We start from the raw sequence: 16300 nt of genomic DNA on the forward strand, positions 1-16300 counted from the left end.
GCTCAAGCAACTGATTCGTATGAACAAAAAATGACGGCGTACAGGACAGTGTCAGGCTGCATGGCAGCGTACGGATGGAATTCGGACGGCTGCCAGCCGATCGACCGTAGTGCGATCGGACTGTCCGGAAACCCGCGTCGGACGGTCGTTTCAGCCCGATGGACGTGGTGCGCCGCAACACGAACGAAGCAATGAGATCTATGTGTGCCCGGCATGCGGACGGCTGGACCGCCACCGGACGAACGCCCGCGAGCGGCGCGCCCGCCTGGGCGGACAGCGTCCGTGACAGCGTGCCGTCGGCACGGTTGCGCATGCGGGGAACGGGACGGCCGCGCAGCGGGCTCTGCGACCGATGCAGAAGACGAAGGCGGCGAAGGCAGCGTCCGCTGCTTTCGCCGCCCCGGAGGGTCAGCGCGAACGCGCAGGGCTCACGCGCGCGCGCTCGGGCGCGCGCTGACCTCGCGATGCCAGCGCAGGAGATTGCCGCAGTCGGACGGAATGCCGATATCCGACCATCCGGCGAACTCGATGCTGCAGAAGGCGGTGCAGTCCGCCACCGTGAAATGCTCGCCGGCGATGAAACGCTGTGCGCCGAGCTGGCGATCGAACTTGCGGAAGAAATGCCCGAGCCGTTCCCGTCCGCGCTCGGCCAGCGCCGGAATCTGCGGCACCGGCGTTGCAAACCCGGGCAGACCGCGATCACGGAATGCATCCGCGGTATTCCGGAACACCTCGCCTGCCGCCATCATGCCCTCGTCGAACGCGCGCCTCTCCCACATGTCGACGATGGCGCGCTCGTAAGCATTGCGCCCCAGCATGGGCGGCGCAGGATGAAGCTCTTCCAGATAGCGGCAGATCGCCATGGATTCGCCGATCTGCCGTCCATCCGGCAACTCCAGCATGGGCACCATGGCCTGCGGGAATTTCTCGATGTAGTCGGCACGCAACCTGAGATTGTCGCCGGACACTTCGACGATGGTCAGATCCAGGTCTTTCTCGACCAGGAACATGCGTACCCGCTTCGGATTCGGTGCTGCGTGCCAGTCGTACAGCTTCATGTCTGCCTTCTCCCGTTCCATCGTCACAACATGTCCGAATGCTCGGCAAGATAGGCTGCCGCTCCGCGCTCTGTAAGCGCCGCGCCGCGTCGCCCTTCCTGCCAGCCGTCCGGACGGACCTCGCCCTGCTGCACGGCATCGAGCACCCGCAGCAATTCGTGAACTTCAAGCGCCAGCCCCAGATTGCTCACACGTTGATACTGCACGACGCCTTCACGATCGATCACGAAGGTGGCGCGCAGCGCAGCCCCTGACACGCCCTCGACGCCATAGGCACGCACCACTTCATGCGTCAGATCGGATACCAGCGGGTAACTCAGCGCCCCCACACCGCCCTGCTCGCAGGGTGTCCTCTTCCACGCGAGATGCACATGGGCGGAATCGATGGAACAGGCCACCAGATCCACCGCGCGGCGCGCGAATTCGGGCATCGAGCGCTCGAAGGCAAGCAGTTCGGATGGACAGGCCGAGCTGAAATCGAGCGGGTAGAAAATGAGTACTGCATGGCGACCACGCACATCGGACAGAGTAAACGGACGGATTCCGTCGTCGGCCCACACGGCGTCCGCGGTGAAGTCCGGCGCGCGCCGACCGACCAGAGGCGTCATGCCGGTTTGTCCTTGCGCACGACCCCCGGACGGAAGTCACGCGCGCGGAACGGACGGCGCTGCCGTCCTGCCGGCGGCTGCGCCGTTACGCCGGAATCCGGCTCGCGCCAGGCCATCAACCTCTGGTAGCTGGCGAGCAACTTCATGAAGCTGGGCAAGGCGCGGCGTGCCGGCGACGCCTCGGCATACAGGTCCATCAGTTCGCGCAGTTCGCGCAGCGTGAATCCAAGCTGTATCGCGGCGGCGACGATGATGAGCCGGTCCTCGTCGTCACAGTGGAAGCGGTCCGCATCCACTTCGCGGATGATGCCCATGTCTTCGAGTGCCACCAGCCGGCCAAGGGGGATGCCATAGCCCTTGACCAGGCACTCCAGCGTGAGCTCGCTCGACGTCTGTTGGGCACGTGCTGCGGCCTCCCCGGCCGTCCCGGTGCGGCTCAGCACAGCACCACCGGCGCGGTGCGCACCGGCGCGCCCGTCCTTTCGAACACGTGGTCTATGCTCACTCCCGGGGCAAGTTCACGCAATTCAAGGCCCTCCGGCGTCACCGCCAGCACGCACAGATCGGTAATGATCAGGCTCACCACACCGGCACCGGTCAATGGCAGGTCGCACTGTTTCAGAATCTTGTGTTCGCCACTGCGGCTGCAGTGTTCCATCATGACGATGACACGTCGCACGCCGGCCACCAGATCCATGGCACCGCCCATGCCCTTCACCAGCTTGCCGGGAATCATCCAGTTCGCCAGATCACCGCGCTCGCTCACCTGCATTGCGCCCAGGATGGCAAGATCGATGTGACCGCCGCGTATCATGGCAAACGAATCGGCGCTGCTGAAGAAGCTGCTGCCGGGCAGTGTGCTCACCGTCTGCTTGCCGGCATTGATCAGATCCGCGTCGACCTCCTCCTCGGTCGGGAAGGGGCCTATGCCCAGCAAACCGTTTTCCGACTGCAGCCACACGTCCATGCCTTCCGGTATGTGATTGGCCACCAGCGTGGGCATGCCTATGCCCAGGTTCACGTAATAGCCGTCGCGCAGTTCGCGCGCCGCGCGGCGCGCCATGTCGTCCCGTGTCCAGGCCATGTCAGGCGCTCCTCGTCGTGCGTTTTTCGATGTGCTTCGCAGGCGCCTGATTGACGATCACGCGCTGCACGAAAATGCCTGGCGTATGGATCTGGTCCGGATCCAGCTCACCGGTCGGCACGATTTCCTCGACCTCGGCGACCGTAGTCCGGCCGGCGGTGGCAATCATGGGATTGAAGTTGCGCGCGGTCTTGCGATACACGAGATTGCCGGCGCAGTCGGCCTTCCACGCCTTCACCAGCGCCACGTCGGCGACCAGCGCATGCTCCAGCAGATAGCGCTGCCCTCCGAATTCACGTGTTTCCTTGCCCTCGGCCACAGGTGTGCCGACCCCGGTGCGGGTGTAGAAGGCAGGGATGCCTGCGCCGCCGGCCCTGAGCTTTTCCGCCAGCGTGCCTTGCGGGGTGAGATCGACCTCCAGTTCTCCAGACAGGAGCTGGCGCTCGAATTCCTCGTTCTCGCCGACATAGGATGCGATCATGCGGCGCACCTGACGGCTGTACAGCAACTTGCCCAGGCCGATGCCATCCACGCCCGCGTTGTTGCTGATGACGGTCAGATCATGCGTACCGCTATCGACCACCGCATCGATCAACTGCTCCGGGATGCCACAAAGGCCGAATCCCCCCACGGCGATCGTCTGACCGTCCATCAGCAAGCCATCGAGCGCCAGGCGCGCATTCGGGTAGAGCTTCTTCATCCGCCTCCTCCTTGTCGCTACACGTTCTGCGCACGCCGGACCGGCGTCGTCACCTACCCGTTCAGCAAGGGGTGTGCCGATCGATTCCTTGTGCAACGCATGCACGATGATCTGCGCACAAGGCGGGCTTCACGCCTTCATGGCTGCATGAACACGCTGCGGCGCAACACGCAGGGCGTACGAAAATCGGCCGCCGGATACCGACCGCAGGTCGAACTGTGAGCGTCCAGGTGGACGATGAGGGCGCGTGCAGGCGGGGGGATGATGTCTGCGGGAAAGCCGGCACAGACGGGGGCACGGGCTTCAGGTGCGTGCAAGCAGTCCGAGATGATCGACCAGTATCCCGGTTCCGATCGCAATGAGTACCACGCCGCCCGCGACTTCCGCGCGCCGGCCGGCGATGGATCCGAGCAGGCGCCCGACCATGACACCCAGCGTCACCATGAGGGTGGTCGCACAACCTATGGCCAGCGCGGTCACCCAGATGTTCACATCGAGGAAAGCCAGGCCCACGCCTATGGCCAGTGCGTCGATGCTGGTGCCGACTGCGGTCAGCGCCAGGCGCCAGAAGCCATGCCGCGCCGGCTTGTCCGCCTCGTCCTCGTCGGGCGACAGGCCGGCGCGGATCATGTGCAGGCCCAGCCCGCCCAGCAGCGCAAAAGCGATCCAGTGGTCCCAGGCCTCTACCAGCGGTGCGGCGGCACTGCCCAGCAACCAGCCCAGCAACGGTGTCAGCGTTTCGATGACACCGAAGATGAGACCCGTGCGCAGCGCTTCGGAAAAGCGCGGGCGCGCCAGGCTGGCACCCTTGCACACCGCGGCCGCAAAGGCGTCGGTCGACATGGCGAAGGCGATCAGCAGGGTGGACAACAGGTTCATGGTGGCAGCGGAGCCCGGATACGGCACACAACGATCACCGGCCGGCTCGGCGTCGCATCGTATCCGTCTCGATCAACACGAGGTCCGCGCGGTGGCGTGACCGCCAGACATATTGACCGGACGACCTCCGGCGACGGGGAAAGCCGGCCATGCCGCGAAAAGGCCGCGACTATACGCCGAAACGGCCGGCGGCGTCACGAAAGGAATCGGCACATGTGACCATAACGCACCGTCGTGGTGCACAGATTCGGGGTAACCGGTCATACTGCGGCGCCGTCCATCGTCCACGCGCCGGTGTGCGCATCGCCCATGTCCGCTTTGCCCTCGCTGCTGCGCCGCTACCTGGTGTCGGATGCTCCGCCGCTGAGTCGGGCCGAGCGCTGGCGCAGTACGCTGGCCGGGTTCGCTGGCCTGCTGCTGTTCGAAGGCGTGCTGTTCGTGCTGCCTGTGGCGCCGGACGAGAAGCATGTGCTGGCGCCGCTCGGCGCCACCTCGGTCATTCTGTTCGCGCTGCCGCACAGCCCGCTCGCACAGCCGTGGTCGGTGATCGGTGGCCTGCTGATCGCGGCACCGGTCGGTTATGCCTGTGGCTGCTGGCTGCCGGCCGGCCCCTGGGTGATGGCGTGCGCACTTGCTGCCAGCCTGTGGCTCACCGCGTGGGCGCGCTGCATCCATCCTCCGGCCGGAGCGATGGCGCTCACCATGGCGGCGGCGGCCAGTCAGGGGCTGTCTTTCGAGGTGTCCATGTTTTCGGTACTGGCCAATACCATCGCCATCATGATCGCGGTCATGGTCGTCAACAATGGTGTGCCCGGTCGCCGCTACCCGCAGGGCACGCCCCCTGCCGCCCAGGTGCGCGAGCACCTGTCTCCGCCTGCGCTCAGCCATCGGGATCTCGCTGCCGCGCTGGGTGAAATAGACAGCTTTCTCGATGTACGCGAGGACGATCTGGTGGACCTGTATGAACGCACGCTGCGCCGGGCCTTCGAGCGCATGCACGGTGTGCGCTGCGGCGATCTGATCGAGCCCGACACGCCGTCTCCGATGGTCGAATTCGCGACGCCATTGAGCGAGGCCTGGTTGCTCATGCGCCGTGCCGCAGTCGATGCGCTGCCGGTGGTGGATCGCAGCCGCCGCGTCATCGGCATGCTGGCGCTGGAGGATTTCCTGCGCGCAGTCACGCCCGGGACGGAGGGTCGTTTGGGCACTGCGATGAAGGCGTTTCTGTCCGCCAGTCCGGCCAGCCATTCCGACAAGGCCGAAGTGGTCGGGCAGATGATGCGCGAGCCGCGCAACGGCCTGAAGACCGTGCACACCAGCGACAGTGTGGCTGCGGCCGCCGAACTGCTCGCCGGCCGGCATCAACCGGCGATCGCGGTGGTGGACACCGAGAACAGGCTGGTCGGCATGCTGGATCGCGGCGACCTGGTCGCCGCGCTCTATCACCGCGTGCAGATCGCCGATGCGATCGCCGGCGCCTGAGCGCCACGACCGTTCAGCCGTTCAGCTCTTCCAGACGCAGGCGGGTGACCGCACCCACGGTGCTGTCCAGCGACTCGATGCGCGCGATCGCCGCGTCCACCTGCTTCTCGCGGGTGACATGAGTCAGCATGATGATATTGACCTGCTGCTCGCCTTCCGACGGTTCCTTCTGCAGCATGGCATCGATGCTGATGCCCTGATCCGCGAGGATGCGCGTGATGTCGGCCAGCACACCCGGCTTGTCCTGAACGCGCAGACGCAGGTAATAGGCGCTCTCCACCTCGCTGATCGGCAGGATGGGCGTGTCGGACAGCTGGTCGGCACGGAATGCCAGATGCGGCACGCGGTGTTCCGGATCGGCCGTGTGCAGGCGCGTGACATCGACCAGGTCGGCGATCACCGCGCTGGCCGTGGGCTCGGCACCCGCGCCGCGACCGTAGTAGAGCGTGGCCCCGACGGCGTCGCCCTTGACCACCACGGCATTCATCACGCCTTCCACATTGGCGATCAGGCGCTTGGCGGGAATGAGTGTCGGATGCACGCGCAGTTCGAAGCCGTCGGCCTTGCGCTTGGTGATGCCCAGCAGCTTGATGCGGTAGCCCAGCGCTTCGGCATAGCGGATGTCCTCTGCCGTCAGCTTGGTGATGCCTTCGATGTGCGCGCGATCGAACTGCACCGGAATGCCGAAGGCCAGCGCCGACAGCAGCGTGATCTTGTGCGCCGCATCCACCCCTTCGATGTCGAAGGTGGGATCGGCTTCGGCGTAGCCCAGCCGCTGCGCGTCGGCCAGCGCGTCGGCGAAGGTGAGCCCCTTGTCGCGCATTTCCGACAGGATGTAGTTGGTGGTGCCGTTGATGATGCCGGCGATCCACTCGATGCGGTTCGCGGTCAGGCCCTCGCGCACCGCCTTGATGATGGGAATGCCGCCGGCTACCGCCGCCTCGAAGGCCACCATGACCCCCTTGGCCTGCGCAGCCGCGAAGATTTCCTGGCCGTGGACCGCAAGCAGCGCCTTGTTCGCGGTCACCACGTGCTTGCCATGGGCGATCGCCTCGAGCACCAGTTCCTTCGCAACCGTGTAGCCGCCGATCAGTTCGACCACGATGTCTATGCTCGGATCGCGCACCACTTCGAAAGCATCGGCGGTCACGCGTGCGGCGCCGCCGGTCAGGGTGCCGGCACGGACAGTGTCGCGGTCGGCGACGACGGTGATCTGGATGGGACGTCCGGCACGACGGGTGATCTCTTCCTGGTTGCGGGTGAGCACGGTCCAGGTGCCGCCACCTACGGTGCCGATGCCGAGCAGGCCTACGTTGATCGGTTTCATGCTGTCCCTCTTCTTGGTTGGGCTGCGCCCGGCCGCTCAGACCAGGTCGCGAGAAAAATGAAAACAGGCGATGTGCATGCCTTCGCGGTGATAGAAACGGTGCGCGTCGAAGCGATGGGTGGCCGAATCCAGCCGCAACCGGCTCGCTCCGCGCGTCTGCGCCTCGTTCATGAGCCAGTCCAGCAAGGTCTTGCCGACGCCGCGCGAGCGCGCCCGCGGTGCGGTCACCAGATCGTCCACATAGAAATGCAGACCGCTGGAAGTGTTCCTGTAACAGCGGAACACCGTCACGCCCAGCACCTCCGCGGCGCTGACGGCCACCGCCACTTCGCCGCCATCATCCACGATGTCACGCATGAGCCCGGCGTAATCCGCAGGCAGATCGGGGCGCAGCGCGCGATGCACCGGCTCGGCCCGGGTCAGCCAGTCCGGCTCCAGCACCGCGCGCGCGGTCGCCACGCGGATCACCGCAAGCTCAGCCACCATGGCGCTTGCGGTAACCGTCCAGGAAGCGCGCAATGCGGCCGATCGCCTCGCGCAGATCGTCCTCGTGCGGCAGGAACACGACGCGGAAGTGATCCGGACGCGGCCAGTTGAAACCGGTCCCCTGCACCAGCAGCACACGCTGTTCCTCGAGCAGTTCGAGAATGAAGCGCTGATCGTCCTCGATCGGATACATCTTCGGATCGAGTCGCGGGAACAGATAGAGCGAGGCGCGCGGCTTGACGCAGCTCACGCCCGGAATGGCGGTCAGCAGTTCCCACGCGACGTCGCGCTGTCGGGCCAGCCGGCCACCCGGCTTCACCAGATCGTTGATGCTCTGGTAACCGCCCAGTGCGGTCTGTATCGCCATCTGGCCGGGAACATTCGAGCACAGTCGCATCGACGCCAGCATGTTCAGCCCGTCGATGTAGTCGCGCGCATGCCGCTTGTCGCCGGACACCACCATCCAGCCGGCACGGTAGCCGCACGCACGGTAGTTCTTGGACAGACCGTTGAAGGTGACGAACAGCAGGTCGTCGGCCAGCGACGCGATGGACGTGTGGGTGGCGCCGTCATACAGCGTCTTGTCGTAGATCTCGTCGGCGAACACGATGAGCCGGTGTTCGCGCGCGATCTGCACCAGGTCGCGCAGCAGGGCATCGGAATAGAGCGCGCCGGTCGGATTGTTCGGGTTGATGATGACGATGGCGCGGGTCGCCGGCGTGATCTTGGCGCGAATGTCGGCCAGATCGGGCATCCAGTCAGCCGCCTCGTCGCAGATGTAGTGACGCGCGGTGCCCCCGGCCAGCGTGACTGCGGCGGTCCACAGCGGGTAGTCGGGCGCCGGCACCAGCACTTCGTCGCCGCTGTTGAGCAGGCCCTGCATCGCCATCACGATGAGTTCGGACGCACCATTGCCGATGAAGATGTCGTCCACGCCGACGCCCGGGATCCTCTTTTCCTGGCAGTACTGCATGATGGCCTTGCGCGGCGCGAACAGGCCGCGCGAGTCGGTGTAGCCGGCAGCATCGGGCAGATTGCGGATCACGTCCTGCACGATTTCTTCCGGCGCGTCGAAACCGAAGGGCGCAAGATTGCCGATATTCAGCTTGATGATGCGATGGCCGTCCTCCTCCATCTGGCGGGCGCGCGCAAGCACGGGGCCCCGGATGTCGTAACAGACGTTGGCGAGCTTGGATGACTTGGTGACCGGCGGTTGCACGATGGCGGATTCGGATGACACGATGGCGGCGACGGTGGCAGGGGCGGCATTCGGTCATCCACGCCGTCGCGGCACGGAAGCCTGCGACCGGCAACCGTCCGGCAGGCGGAGCGGATTGACCGCGGGCCATGCCCGGCGGACGAAAAAGGTATGATTGTAAGCGACCAGGGATGGCAGGGCAAAACCGTGCGTGCCATCCGGCCCCGTATCCGCGACAGACATTTTCCGTGAAGCTGCACCAGACCCCTCGTCCCACCATCGCGCTCGTCACCGGATTCGGCGACGACTACCTGCAGATCGGCGAACGCCGCGTAAGCCGCACCGTGCTGCTCGCGCCGGGCCTCGTTCGTGACGACTGGGGCGCGTCCCGCCTGGCCGATCTGAGCAGCGAGGACTTTGCCGCCATCGTCGCGCTGGACATACAGATCCTGCTTCTGGGCACCGGACCGACACAGCAGTTTCCACATCCCTCCCTGCTGCGGCCGCTGATCGATGCGCGCATCGGCGTCGAGGTCATGGATACTCTCGCCGCGGCGCGGACCTACAACATCCTGGTGTCGGAGGGCCGGGCCGTCGCTGCCGCACTGCTGCTCGACCCGGCAGGCGGAGACAGGCACGCAAACGATACTGGAGCCCCATCATGACCGAACAGATTGCCGACTTCTCGCTGCCGTCGACCGGCGGAGATTTTTCGCTGGCCGACGCGCCGCGTCCGCTGATCGTCTACTTCTACCCCAAGGACAGCACGCCCGGCTGCACGACCGAAAGCGCCGCCTTCCGCGACCTGTACACACAGTTCAAGGCGGTCGGTGCGGAAGTGGTGGGCATTTCGCGCGACAGTCTGAAATCGCACGAGAACTTCAAGACCAAGCTCGAGTTGCCGTTCGAACTGCTGTCCGACCCGGACGAAACCGCGTGTGCACTGTTCGGCGTGATGAAGATGAAGAACATGTATGGCAAGCAGGTACGCGGCGTGGAGCGCAGCACTTTCGTGATCGGCAAGGACAACCGTATCCTGCGCGAATGGCGCGGCGTGAAGGTTGCCGGCCATGCGGAAGAAGTGCTCGAATTCATCCGCTCGCTCTGATATCGCGCAGTACAACCCGACAGGACCCCATGGCAACCCGACGCCCCGCCGCAGCCCCCGCCCGCCGCAGCCGCAAGACCCCGCCCGCCACCAAGCTTTTCGTCCTCGACACCAATGTGTTGATGCACGATCCGACATCGCTGTTCCGCTTCGAGGAACACGACATCTTCGTGCCCATCATGACGCTCGAGGAACTGGACAACAACAAGAAGGGCATGACCGAGGTGGCGCGCAACGCGCGCCAGGCAAGCCGCCTGCTCGACGAGATCGTGAGCGGCGCCGAGGACAAGATCGCCGAGGGCATTCCGCTCGCGGCCGCATCGAGCGAACTGGCCAGCGGCCATCTGCTGCTGCAGACCGAGGCGATCAACGGCACCTTGCCCAGCGCGCTGCCGACCGCCAAGGCGGACAACCAGATCATCGGCGTGGTGATGCATCTGGCGCAGCGCCACCCCGGGCGCCAGGTCATTCTGGTGTCCAAGGACATCAATATGCGCATCAAGGCCCGTGCACTGGGCCTGCATGCGCAGGATTACTTCAACGACAAGGTGCTCGAAGACACCGACATGCTCTACACCGGCACGCGCGAGCTGCCGGATCGTTTCTGGGACGAGCATGGCGGCAACCTGGAATCGTGGAAGGAGAACGGCCGCACGATGTACCGCGTGAAGGGCCCGCTGTGCCCGGATCTGCTGATCAACGAATTCGTGTACAAGGAAGCCGGCCCGAAGCAGGACAAGCCCTTTCATGCACTGGTACGCGAACGCAGCGGCAAGACCGCGGTGCTGGAAACGCTGGTGGACTACAGCCACCACAAGAATTCGGTGTGGGGCATCACCGCACGCAATCGCGAACAGAACTTTGCGCTCAACCTGCTGATGAATCCCGAGGTCGATTTCATCACGCTGCTCGGCCAGGCGGGCACCGGCAAAACCCTGCTCACGCTGGCGGCAGGTCTGACACAGGTACTGGAAAGCAAGCTGTACAGCGAAATCATCATGACCCGGGTCACCGTGCCGGTGGGCGAGGACATCGGCTTCCTGCCGGGCAGCGAGGAAGAGAAGATGACGCCGTGGATGGGCGCGCTCGAAGACAACCTGGACGTGCTGAACAAGACCGACGACCCGAATGGCTCGGGCGAATGGGGCCGCGCGGCAACCATGGACCTCATCCGCAGCCGCATCAAGGTGAAATCGCTGAACTTCATGCGCGGCCGCACCTTCCTGAACAAGTTCCTCATCATCGACGAGGCGCAGAACCTGACGCCGAAGCAGATGAAGACGCTGATCACGCGTGCCGGGCCCGGCACCAAGGTGATCTGCCTGGGCAATATCGCGCAGATCGACACGCCTTATCTGACCGAGGGCAGTTCGGGACTGACCTATGTCGTCGACCGCTTCAAGGGCTGGCCGCACAGCGGACATGTGACCTTGCAGCGTGGCGAACGCTCGCGGCTGGCGGATCACGCGGCAGAAGTGTTGTAATCGGGACCCGACCAGTACAGGACATCGTGACCGGAGGACAGAGCCATGACCTTCATTGACCCCATGCTGCTCGATCAGCAACTGTGCTTCGCCCTTTACGCGGCCACGCACGCGATCACGCGTTGCTACACGCCGGGCCTCAAGGCGCTTGGCCTGACCTATCCGCAATACCTGGTCATGCTGGTGCTGTGGCAGGACGATGCGCTGACGCTGAAAGCGCTGGCGGAACGGCTGGATCTCGATTCACCCACCCTCACCCCGCTGCTCAAGCGCCTGGAAGCAAGCGGTTACCTGACGCGTGCGCGCAGCCGGGTCGACGAACGGGCGCTGGAAATACGCCTGACGGACGCCGGGCGCGCCCTGCGCGAACGGGCGGAGGAAGTGCATGCCGAAGTCGCCCGGCAGTCGGGGCTGCCGCCCGACGCAGTGGCGCGCATGCGCATCGAGCTGCAGAAGCTGAGCGCCCAGCTCAAGGGGATCGGCGACGATCAGGTGTGGCCACACGCCGGCTGACGCCCGGGCTCATCGGCACCCACAGAGGCCTATTTGCCGTCGCCACCGAACAGGCCGTTGAACGCGTCCCCCACGCCCTCGACCACTGCGCTGCCGGCCCTGCCGACGCCACGCACCAGGCCGCTGAAACTGACGCCCAGCGATTCCGCCAGTCCACTGGCCAGCCGCGTCGCCAGATTCTCGTTCAGCGAGAAGGCCGGATCGTCGATGCGCCCCTCGAGCGTGAAGGCAATCCTTATGCGCTCGTTGGCATCCTTCATCAGTGACACCAGCGCCTCGCGCGGAAGGCCCATGAAGCGGCTGCCGGATGCCAGCTCGAGCTGGTGCAGCGTGAGCACGCCGGGCGCCTTCAGATGCTGCGCCCTGATGACGGGTTGCAGATCCAGATCCATGCGCCCCTGCTTTACATCGGTCTCGGCCGCGCGGACCAGATAGGGTTGCAAGGCACGCAGGTCCACATCGCGCAGCGATACCGCAAGTTCGGCATCCTTCGACGCCGGAACCAGCCATCCCTTGAGCGCGAGCCGTCCGTCACCGCGCGGCCCCTTCACGATGCCGGACAGGTCGATGTCCACACGCGTATCGAGTGCCGGCAGTACGACCGGTCCGATATCGGCAGTCAGCGCCTGCAGCGAAATGCGATAAGGCGTGCGCGCGACGGTGGCGTCGTACAGGTCGAGCGTGCTGCTGCGCAGTTCGACGTTGTCGATCACCAGCGCAGACGACGCTCCGGGCGGTCCCGCCGGGCCATCGAGCAGCGCGGGCAGCACGCGCAGCCGGCCGTCGCGCGTGCGCAGCAGCGACACGTACGCATCCTCGACCCGCACGCTTTCGACGCGAGGCCGTGCCGACAACAGGTCGGTCCAGCGAGGAACGATGACGATGCGCCGGGCGCGCAACTCGTCTTCCGCGGGCCAGCCCGCCCCGCCCGGTCGATCGGCGCGTACACGCAGACCGTGCACCACCACCGCATGCAGTCCGACCTCGACCTGCGCCACCTCGCCACGCGGACCGAGCGCCTGTTCCACCCGGCCCTTGAGCGCGTGCAGCGCGAACTGCCAGGCAGCCAGCACCACCAGCACGAGCGCGCCCAGCGTGAGCGCGACGACGCGCAGCCAGCGTCCGGTGCGGGTGCCGCGGTTCATGGTGCGCTCAGTACGAACCGGGACGGGCGGCATTGACGAACTTGGTGTGTTCGCCCTGGAATCCGAGCACCACGGTGCCGGTCGGACCGTTCCGGTGCTTGCCGATGATGATTTCCGCCAGACCCTTGTCCTGGCTGTCCGGGTTGTACACCTCGTCGCGATAGATGAACATGATGATGTCGGCATCCTGCTCGATGGCGCCGGATTCGCGCAGATCGCTCATGACCGGCCGCTTGTTCGGACGCTGCTCGAGCGCGCGATTCAACTGCGACAGCGCGATGATGGGCACGTGCAGTTCCTTGGCCAGCGACTTGATGGCGCGCGATATCTCGGAAATTTCCGAAGTGCGGTTCTCGCCTTCGCGCGTGCCGGACATGAGCTGCAGGTAATCGACCACGATGAGGCCGAGCTTGCCGCACTGGCGATAGAGCCGACGAGCCCGCGCGCGCAGATCGGTCGGGTTGATGCCGCCGGTTTCGTCGATATGGATGGGCGCCTCGTGCAGCTTGCCCAGCGCCATGGTCAGCCGCCCCCAGTCATCGTCGGTCAGACGGCCGGTGCGCAAGCGCCCCTGATCCACCTTGGCGACCGAGGACACGAAGCGCATCGCGAGCTGGGTGCCCGGCATTTCCAGCGAGAAGATCGCCACCGGCAGACCGAGTTCGATCGCCACGTGTTCGCAGATGTTCAGCGCGAAGGTGGTCTTGCCCATGGCGGGGCGACCGGCGACGATGATCATGTCGCCGGCCTGCAGGCCGGCCGTCTTGGCATCGAGGTCCACATAGCCGGTCGGCACGCCGGTCACGTCCGACGCGTCGTCGCGGTCGTACAGCTCCTGTATGCGGTTCACCACTTCGACCAGGATGGGCTGGATCGCGACAAAGCCGGTGGACGACGATGCCCCGGCTTCCGCGATCTCGAAAATCTTCGATTCCGCCTCGTCGAGCAGGGTCTTGGCGTCGCGCCCGCGCGGCGTCAGCGCACTGGCCGCGATTTCATCGCCCACACTGACCAGCTTGCGCAGGATGGCGCGCTCGCGGACGATTTCCGCATAGCGACGTATGTTGGCCGCCGACGGCGTGTTGTTCGCGATTTCCGCGAGGTAGGCAAGACCGCCGGTCTGCTGTACCTCATCCGCTTTCTCTATGGATTCATAGACCGTCACGACGTCGGCCGGCTTGCCCTGTTCGATCAGCCTGGCAATGTGGCGGAATATGCGACGATGATCGTCGCGATAGAAATCGGCTTCGTTCACCTGGTCGCCGACGCGGTCCCAGGTGCTGTTGTCGAGCAGCAGGCCGCCGATCAGGGACTGTTCGGCTTCGATCGAATGCGGCGGCAGCTTGAGCGCGGCGATCTGGCGATCGACCGGCGGATTGTCGCTGTCCGGAGCGTTGCGCACGGTGCTCATGGTGTTCCGATCTGTTCAATGTCCGCCGCGACGGCAATCCTCCAATCTAGCGACCGGATCGATCCGCCACAACGGGACAAGCTGTGGAAAAACTGTGGGCTTTGCTGTGGATTCAAGCAGGCGGCCCGGCGCGGGCCGTCCATGCAAACGAAAAGGGCCACCCTGAGGTGGCCCTTCTCTGTGCCCGAAGGGCGCCGATCAATGCTCGCCGAGCACCGACACGGTGACCGTGGCAACCACGTCGGAATGCAGCGCGATCTCGAACTGGGCGTCGCCCACCGCCTTGATCGGACCATCCGGCATGCGCACCATGGACTTGTCCACGACGAAACTCTGTGCGGTCAGCGCTTCGGCGATGTCCGCCGTGGACACCGAGCCGAACAGACGGCCATCGACGCCGGCCTTGCGCGTGATCTGCACCATGAAACCTTCCAGCTTCTCGGCCACCGCCTTGGCAGCAGCCAGGCGCTCGGCAGCCGCCTTTTCCAGCTCGGCGCGACGCGCTTCGAATGCTGCGAGGTTTTCCGGCGTCACGCGCTTGGCGCGACCGGTCGGGATCAGGAAATTGCGGGCATAGCCGTCGCGCACCTTCACCACATCGCCCAGATCGCCCAGCTTGGCGACCTTGTCCATCAGGATAACTTGCATGGTCGTGTCCTCGAATTACTGGTGCAGATCGGTGTAGGGCATCAGTGCCAGGAAGCGGGCGCGCTTGATCGCGGTCGACAGCTGGCGCTGGTAGTGAGCGCGGGTGCCGGTCAGGCGGGCCGGCATGATCTTGCCGTTCTCGGAAATGAAGTCCTTGAGGATATCGACATCCTTGTAATCGATCTCTTCGATCTTCTCGGCGCTGAAACGGCAGAACTTGCGGCGCTTGAACATGCTGCGGGAGCCGCGATCATCCTTCTTCTTGCCGGTCTTCGGTCTGAAAGCCATGGTGTGTCCTTCCACGTGTGCGGCCCGGGTTCATCCACCCGATGCCACGAACTCGATACTGGTTATGTGCATGACGCCCTGCCTGCTTCGCGCACTGCGGGCCGCCATGAATCCACTTGCAATCAACGACGTTCCGAGCGGGGCTTGCGCGAGCAGCCTGGCCTGGTCACCCAGCAGCACGAAATCGGTTTCGAACCTGACTTCGCGCTGCATGCCGTTCTCTGTCTGCAGGGAGCGATGTTCCAGACATCCCTTCAACACAGGTACTCCGGCGGGCGTGAGCCTCAGCGCATCGCATTCGATCAGCGTGGCAGCCAGCTTGAAGCTGTTGGCAGCCGGGCCGATCGCGCCCTGCTCCTCGGTCAAGCCGACGGCTGTTCCGCGGCCGGAGCGGCTTCGGCCGCCGGCGCCAGCAGCGAACGCGACTTCTCTTCCTTCATCATCGGCGACGCAGTGGCAACTGCCTTGCGCATCTTGATGGTAAGGTGGCGCAGAACGGCATCGTTGAACTTGAATGCGTGCTCGAGTTCGGCCAGCGTTTCGCCGTCGCACTCGATATTCATCAGCACGTAGTGGGCCTTGTGAACCTTCTGGATCGGGTAGGCCAACTGGCGACGCCCCCAGTCTTCCAGGCGGTGAATGTTGCCGCCGCGGCCGGTGACCAGCGTGCGGTAGCGTTCGACCATTGCGGGCACCTGCTCGCTCTGGTCCGGATGGACGATGAATACCACTTCGTAATGTCGCATGAAGTCTCCTTGCGGTTCAGTACCGGACACGGGAATTCCCGTCCGGCGGTTTACGCCTCCCGGCATGCGAATCCGGTGAGGCAAGGGTAAGCCCACGAGTATAGCGCGCCACCAGCGCGCGTATCAAGGCCGCGC

The 16300-nt window shown here is 65.0% G+C and carries 20 protein-coding genes; 5 read left to right on the forward strand and 15 right to left on the reverse strand.

Translation table 11 applies throughout. The annotated features are described in order from the left end of the window. Positions 1–428 precede the first annotated feature (428 nt). The 6 genes from A3Q7_RS0106135 to mntP form a co-directional block, all read right to left on the reverse strand. Complete coding sequence (locus tag A3Q7_RS0106135; protein ID WP_018410981.1) at positions 429–1079, reverse strand: glutathione S-transferase family protein; 651 nt, start codon at positions 1077–1079, stop codon at positions 429–431. A 2-nt stretch (positions 1080–1081) separates the two neighbouring features. Further along, the gene (locus tag A3Q7_RS0106140) at positions 1082–1666 is read right to left on the reverse strand and encodes a peroxiredoxin (RefSeq protein WP_018410982.1); all 585 of its coding nucleotides are present in this window, start codon (positions 1664–1666) and stop codon (positions 1082–1084) included. Continuing rightward, positions 1663–2109: a hypothetical protein gene (locus A3Q7_RS0106145; RefSeq protein WP_026224553.1), complete on the reverse strand. Its 447-nt coding sequence runs from the start codon at positions 2107–2109 to the stop codon at positions 1663–1665. The genes A3Q7_RS0106140 and A3Q7_RS0106145 overlap by 4 nt, the downstream gene beginning before the upstream one ends. Then, the gene (locus tag A3Q7_RS0106150; RefSeq protein ID WP_018410984.1) at positions 2103–2750 is read right to left on the reverse strand and encodes a 3-oxoacid CoA-transferase subunit B; all 648 of its coding nucleotides are present in this window, start codon (positions 2748–2750) and stop codon (positions 2103–2105) included. The genes A3Q7_RS0106145 and A3Q7_RS0106150 overlap by 7 nt, the downstream gene beginning before the upstream one ends. Position 2751: 1 nt before the next feature. Beyond that, positions 2752–3450, reverse strand: coding sequence for a CoA transferase subunit A (locus A3Q7_RS0106155; RefSeq protein WP_018410985.1), 699 nt, complete (start codon positions 3448–3450; stop codon positions 2752–2754). A gap of 303 nt (positions 3451–3753) precedes the next feature. Continuing rightward, positions 3754–4329: a manganese efflux pump MntP gene (gene mntP, locus A3Q7_RS0106160; protein ID WP_018410986.1), complete on the reverse strand. Its 576-nt coding sequence runs from the start codon at positions 4327–4329 to the stop codon at positions 3754–3756. Positions 4330–4638: 309 nt separating this feature from the next. On the opposite strand from mntP, the gene A3Q7_RS0106165 reads away from it, so the two are divergent. Further along, entirely contained in the window at positions 4639–5811 is a 1173-nt protein-coding gene (locus tag A3Q7_RS0106165; RefSeq protein ID WP_018410987.1) for an HPP family protein, read from the forward strand. Positions 5812–5824: 13 nt separating this feature from the next. On the opposite strand, the gene A3Q7_RS0106170 is transcribed toward A3Q7_RS0106165, so the two are convergent. From A3Q7_RS0106170 to A3Q7_RS0106180, 3 genes are read right to left on the reverse strand one after another with little or no spacing between them, the layout of a single operon-like run. Further along, positions 5825–7138 carry a homoserine dehydrogenase gene (locus A3Q7_RS0106170; RefSeq protein ID WP_018410988.1) on the reverse strand — a complete coding sequence of 438 codons (1314 nt, stop codon included), beginning with the start codon at positions 7136–7138 and terminating at the stop codon, positions 5825–5827. Between the two features lie 36 nt (positions 7139–7174). Next, the gene (locus tag A3Q7_RS0106175) at positions 7175–7624 is read right to left on the reverse strand and encodes a GNAT family N-acetyltransferase (protein WP_018410989.1); all 450 of its coding nucleotides are present in this window, start codon (positions 7622–7624) and stop codon (positions 7175–7177) included. Then, positions 7614–8864, reverse strand: coding sequence for a pyridoxal phosphate-dependent aminotransferase (locus tag A3Q7_RS0106180; protein ID WP_018410990.1), 1251 nt, complete (start codon positions 8862–8864; stop codon positions 7614–7616). The genes A3Q7_RS0106175 and A3Q7_RS0106180 overlap by 11 nt, the downstream gene beginning before the upstream one ends. Before the next feature lie 206 nt (positions 8865–9070). Between A3Q7_RS0106180 and A3Q7_RS0106190 the strand changes: the two genes are divergently transcribed. The 4 genes from A3Q7_RS0106190 to A3Q7_RS0106205 are packed head-to-tail and all read left to right on the forward strand — an operon-like array spanning position 9071 to position 11927. Then, positions 9071–9487, forward strand: coding sequence for an Mth938-like domain-containing protein (locus A3Q7_RS0106190; RefSeq protein WP_018410991.1), 417 nt, complete (start codon positions 9071–9073; stop codon positions 9485–9487). After that, a complete protein-coding gene (locus A3Q7_RS0106195; RefSeq protein ID WP_018410992.1) occupies positions 9484–9930 on the forward strand; it encodes a peroxiredoxin in 447 nt (148 codons plus the stop codon). The genes A3Q7_RS0106190 and A3Q7_RS0106195 overlap by 4 nt, the downstream gene beginning before the upstream one ends. 29 nt (positions 9931–9959) lie before the next feature. Then, positions 9960–11414 carry a PhoH family protein gene (locus A3Q7_RS0106200; RefSeq protein WP_018410993.1) on the forward strand — a complete coding sequence of 485 codons (1455 nt, stop codon included), beginning with the start codon at positions 9960–9962 and terminating at the stop codon, positions 11412–11414. Positions 11415–11459: 45 nt separating this feature from the next. Further along, positions 11460–11927 (forward strand): MarR family winged helix-turn-helix transcriptional regulator, encoded by a 468-nt coding sequence (locus tag A3Q7_RS0106205; protein WP_018410994.1) that lies wholly within the window; start codon positions 11460–11462, stop codon positions 11925–11927. Positions 11928–11956: 29 nt separating this feature from the next. Here A3Q7_RS0106205 and A3Q7_RS0106210 read toward each other — a convergent pair whose 3' ends face one another. The 6 genes from A3Q7_RS0106210 to rpsF all read right to left on the reverse strand — a co-directional run bounded on the left by A3Q7_RS0106210 (position 11957) and on the right by rpsF (position 16165). Next, the gene (locus tag A3Q7_RS0106210; protein WP_018410995.1) at positions 11957–13072 is read right to left on the reverse strand and encodes a DUF748 domain-containing protein; all 1116 of its coding nucleotides are present in this window, start codon (positions 13070–13072) and stop codon (positions 11957–11959) included. Between the two features lie 7 nt (positions 13073–13079). Continuing rightward, positions 13080–14483 carry a replicative DNA helicase gene (dnaB, locus tag A3Q7_RS0106215; RefSeq protein WP_018410996.1) on the reverse strand — a complete coding sequence of 468 codons (1404 nt, stop codon included), beginning with the start codon at positions 14481–14483 and terminating at the stop codon, positions 13080–13082. A gap of 198 nt (positions 14484–14681) precedes the next feature. After that, a complete protein-coding gene (gene rplI / locus A3Q7_RS0106220; protein WP_026224554.1) occupies positions 14682–15131 on the reverse strand; it encodes a 50S ribosomal protein L9 in 450 nt (149 codons plus the stop codon). Between the two features lie 15 nt (positions 15132–15146). Beyond that, positions 15147–15419: a 30S ribosomal protein S18 gene (gene rpsR / locus A3Q7_RS0106225; RefSeq protein WP_026224555.1), complete on the reverse strand. Its 273-nt coding sequence runs from the start codon at positions 15417–15419 to the stop codon at positions 15147–15149. A gap of 30 nt (positions 15420–15449) precedes the next feature. Then, on the reverse strand, positions 15450–15785 hold the full coding sequence (gene priB / locus A3Q7_RS0106230; protein WP_018410999.1) for a primosomal replication protein N: 336 nt from the start codon (positions 15783–15785) through the stop codon (positions 15450–15452). Continuing rightward, positions 15782–16165: a 30S ribosomal protein S6 gene (rpsF, locus tag A3Q7_RS0106235; protein ID WP_018411000.1), complete on the reverse strand. Its 384-nt coding sequence runs from the start codon at positions 16163–16165 to the stop codon at positions 15782–15784. The genes priB and rpsF overlap by 4 nt, the downstream gene beginning before the upstream one ends. Between the last annotated feature and the right edge of the window lie 135 nt (positions 16166–16300).

Origin of the sequence: Methyloversatilis thermotolerans (genome assembly GCF_000372885.1) — a bacterium.
In the GTDB taxonomy this organism is placed as follows: Bacteria; Pseudomonadota; Gammaproteobacteria; order Burkholderiales; family Rhodocyclaceae; genus Methyloversatilis; species Methyloversatilis thermotolerans.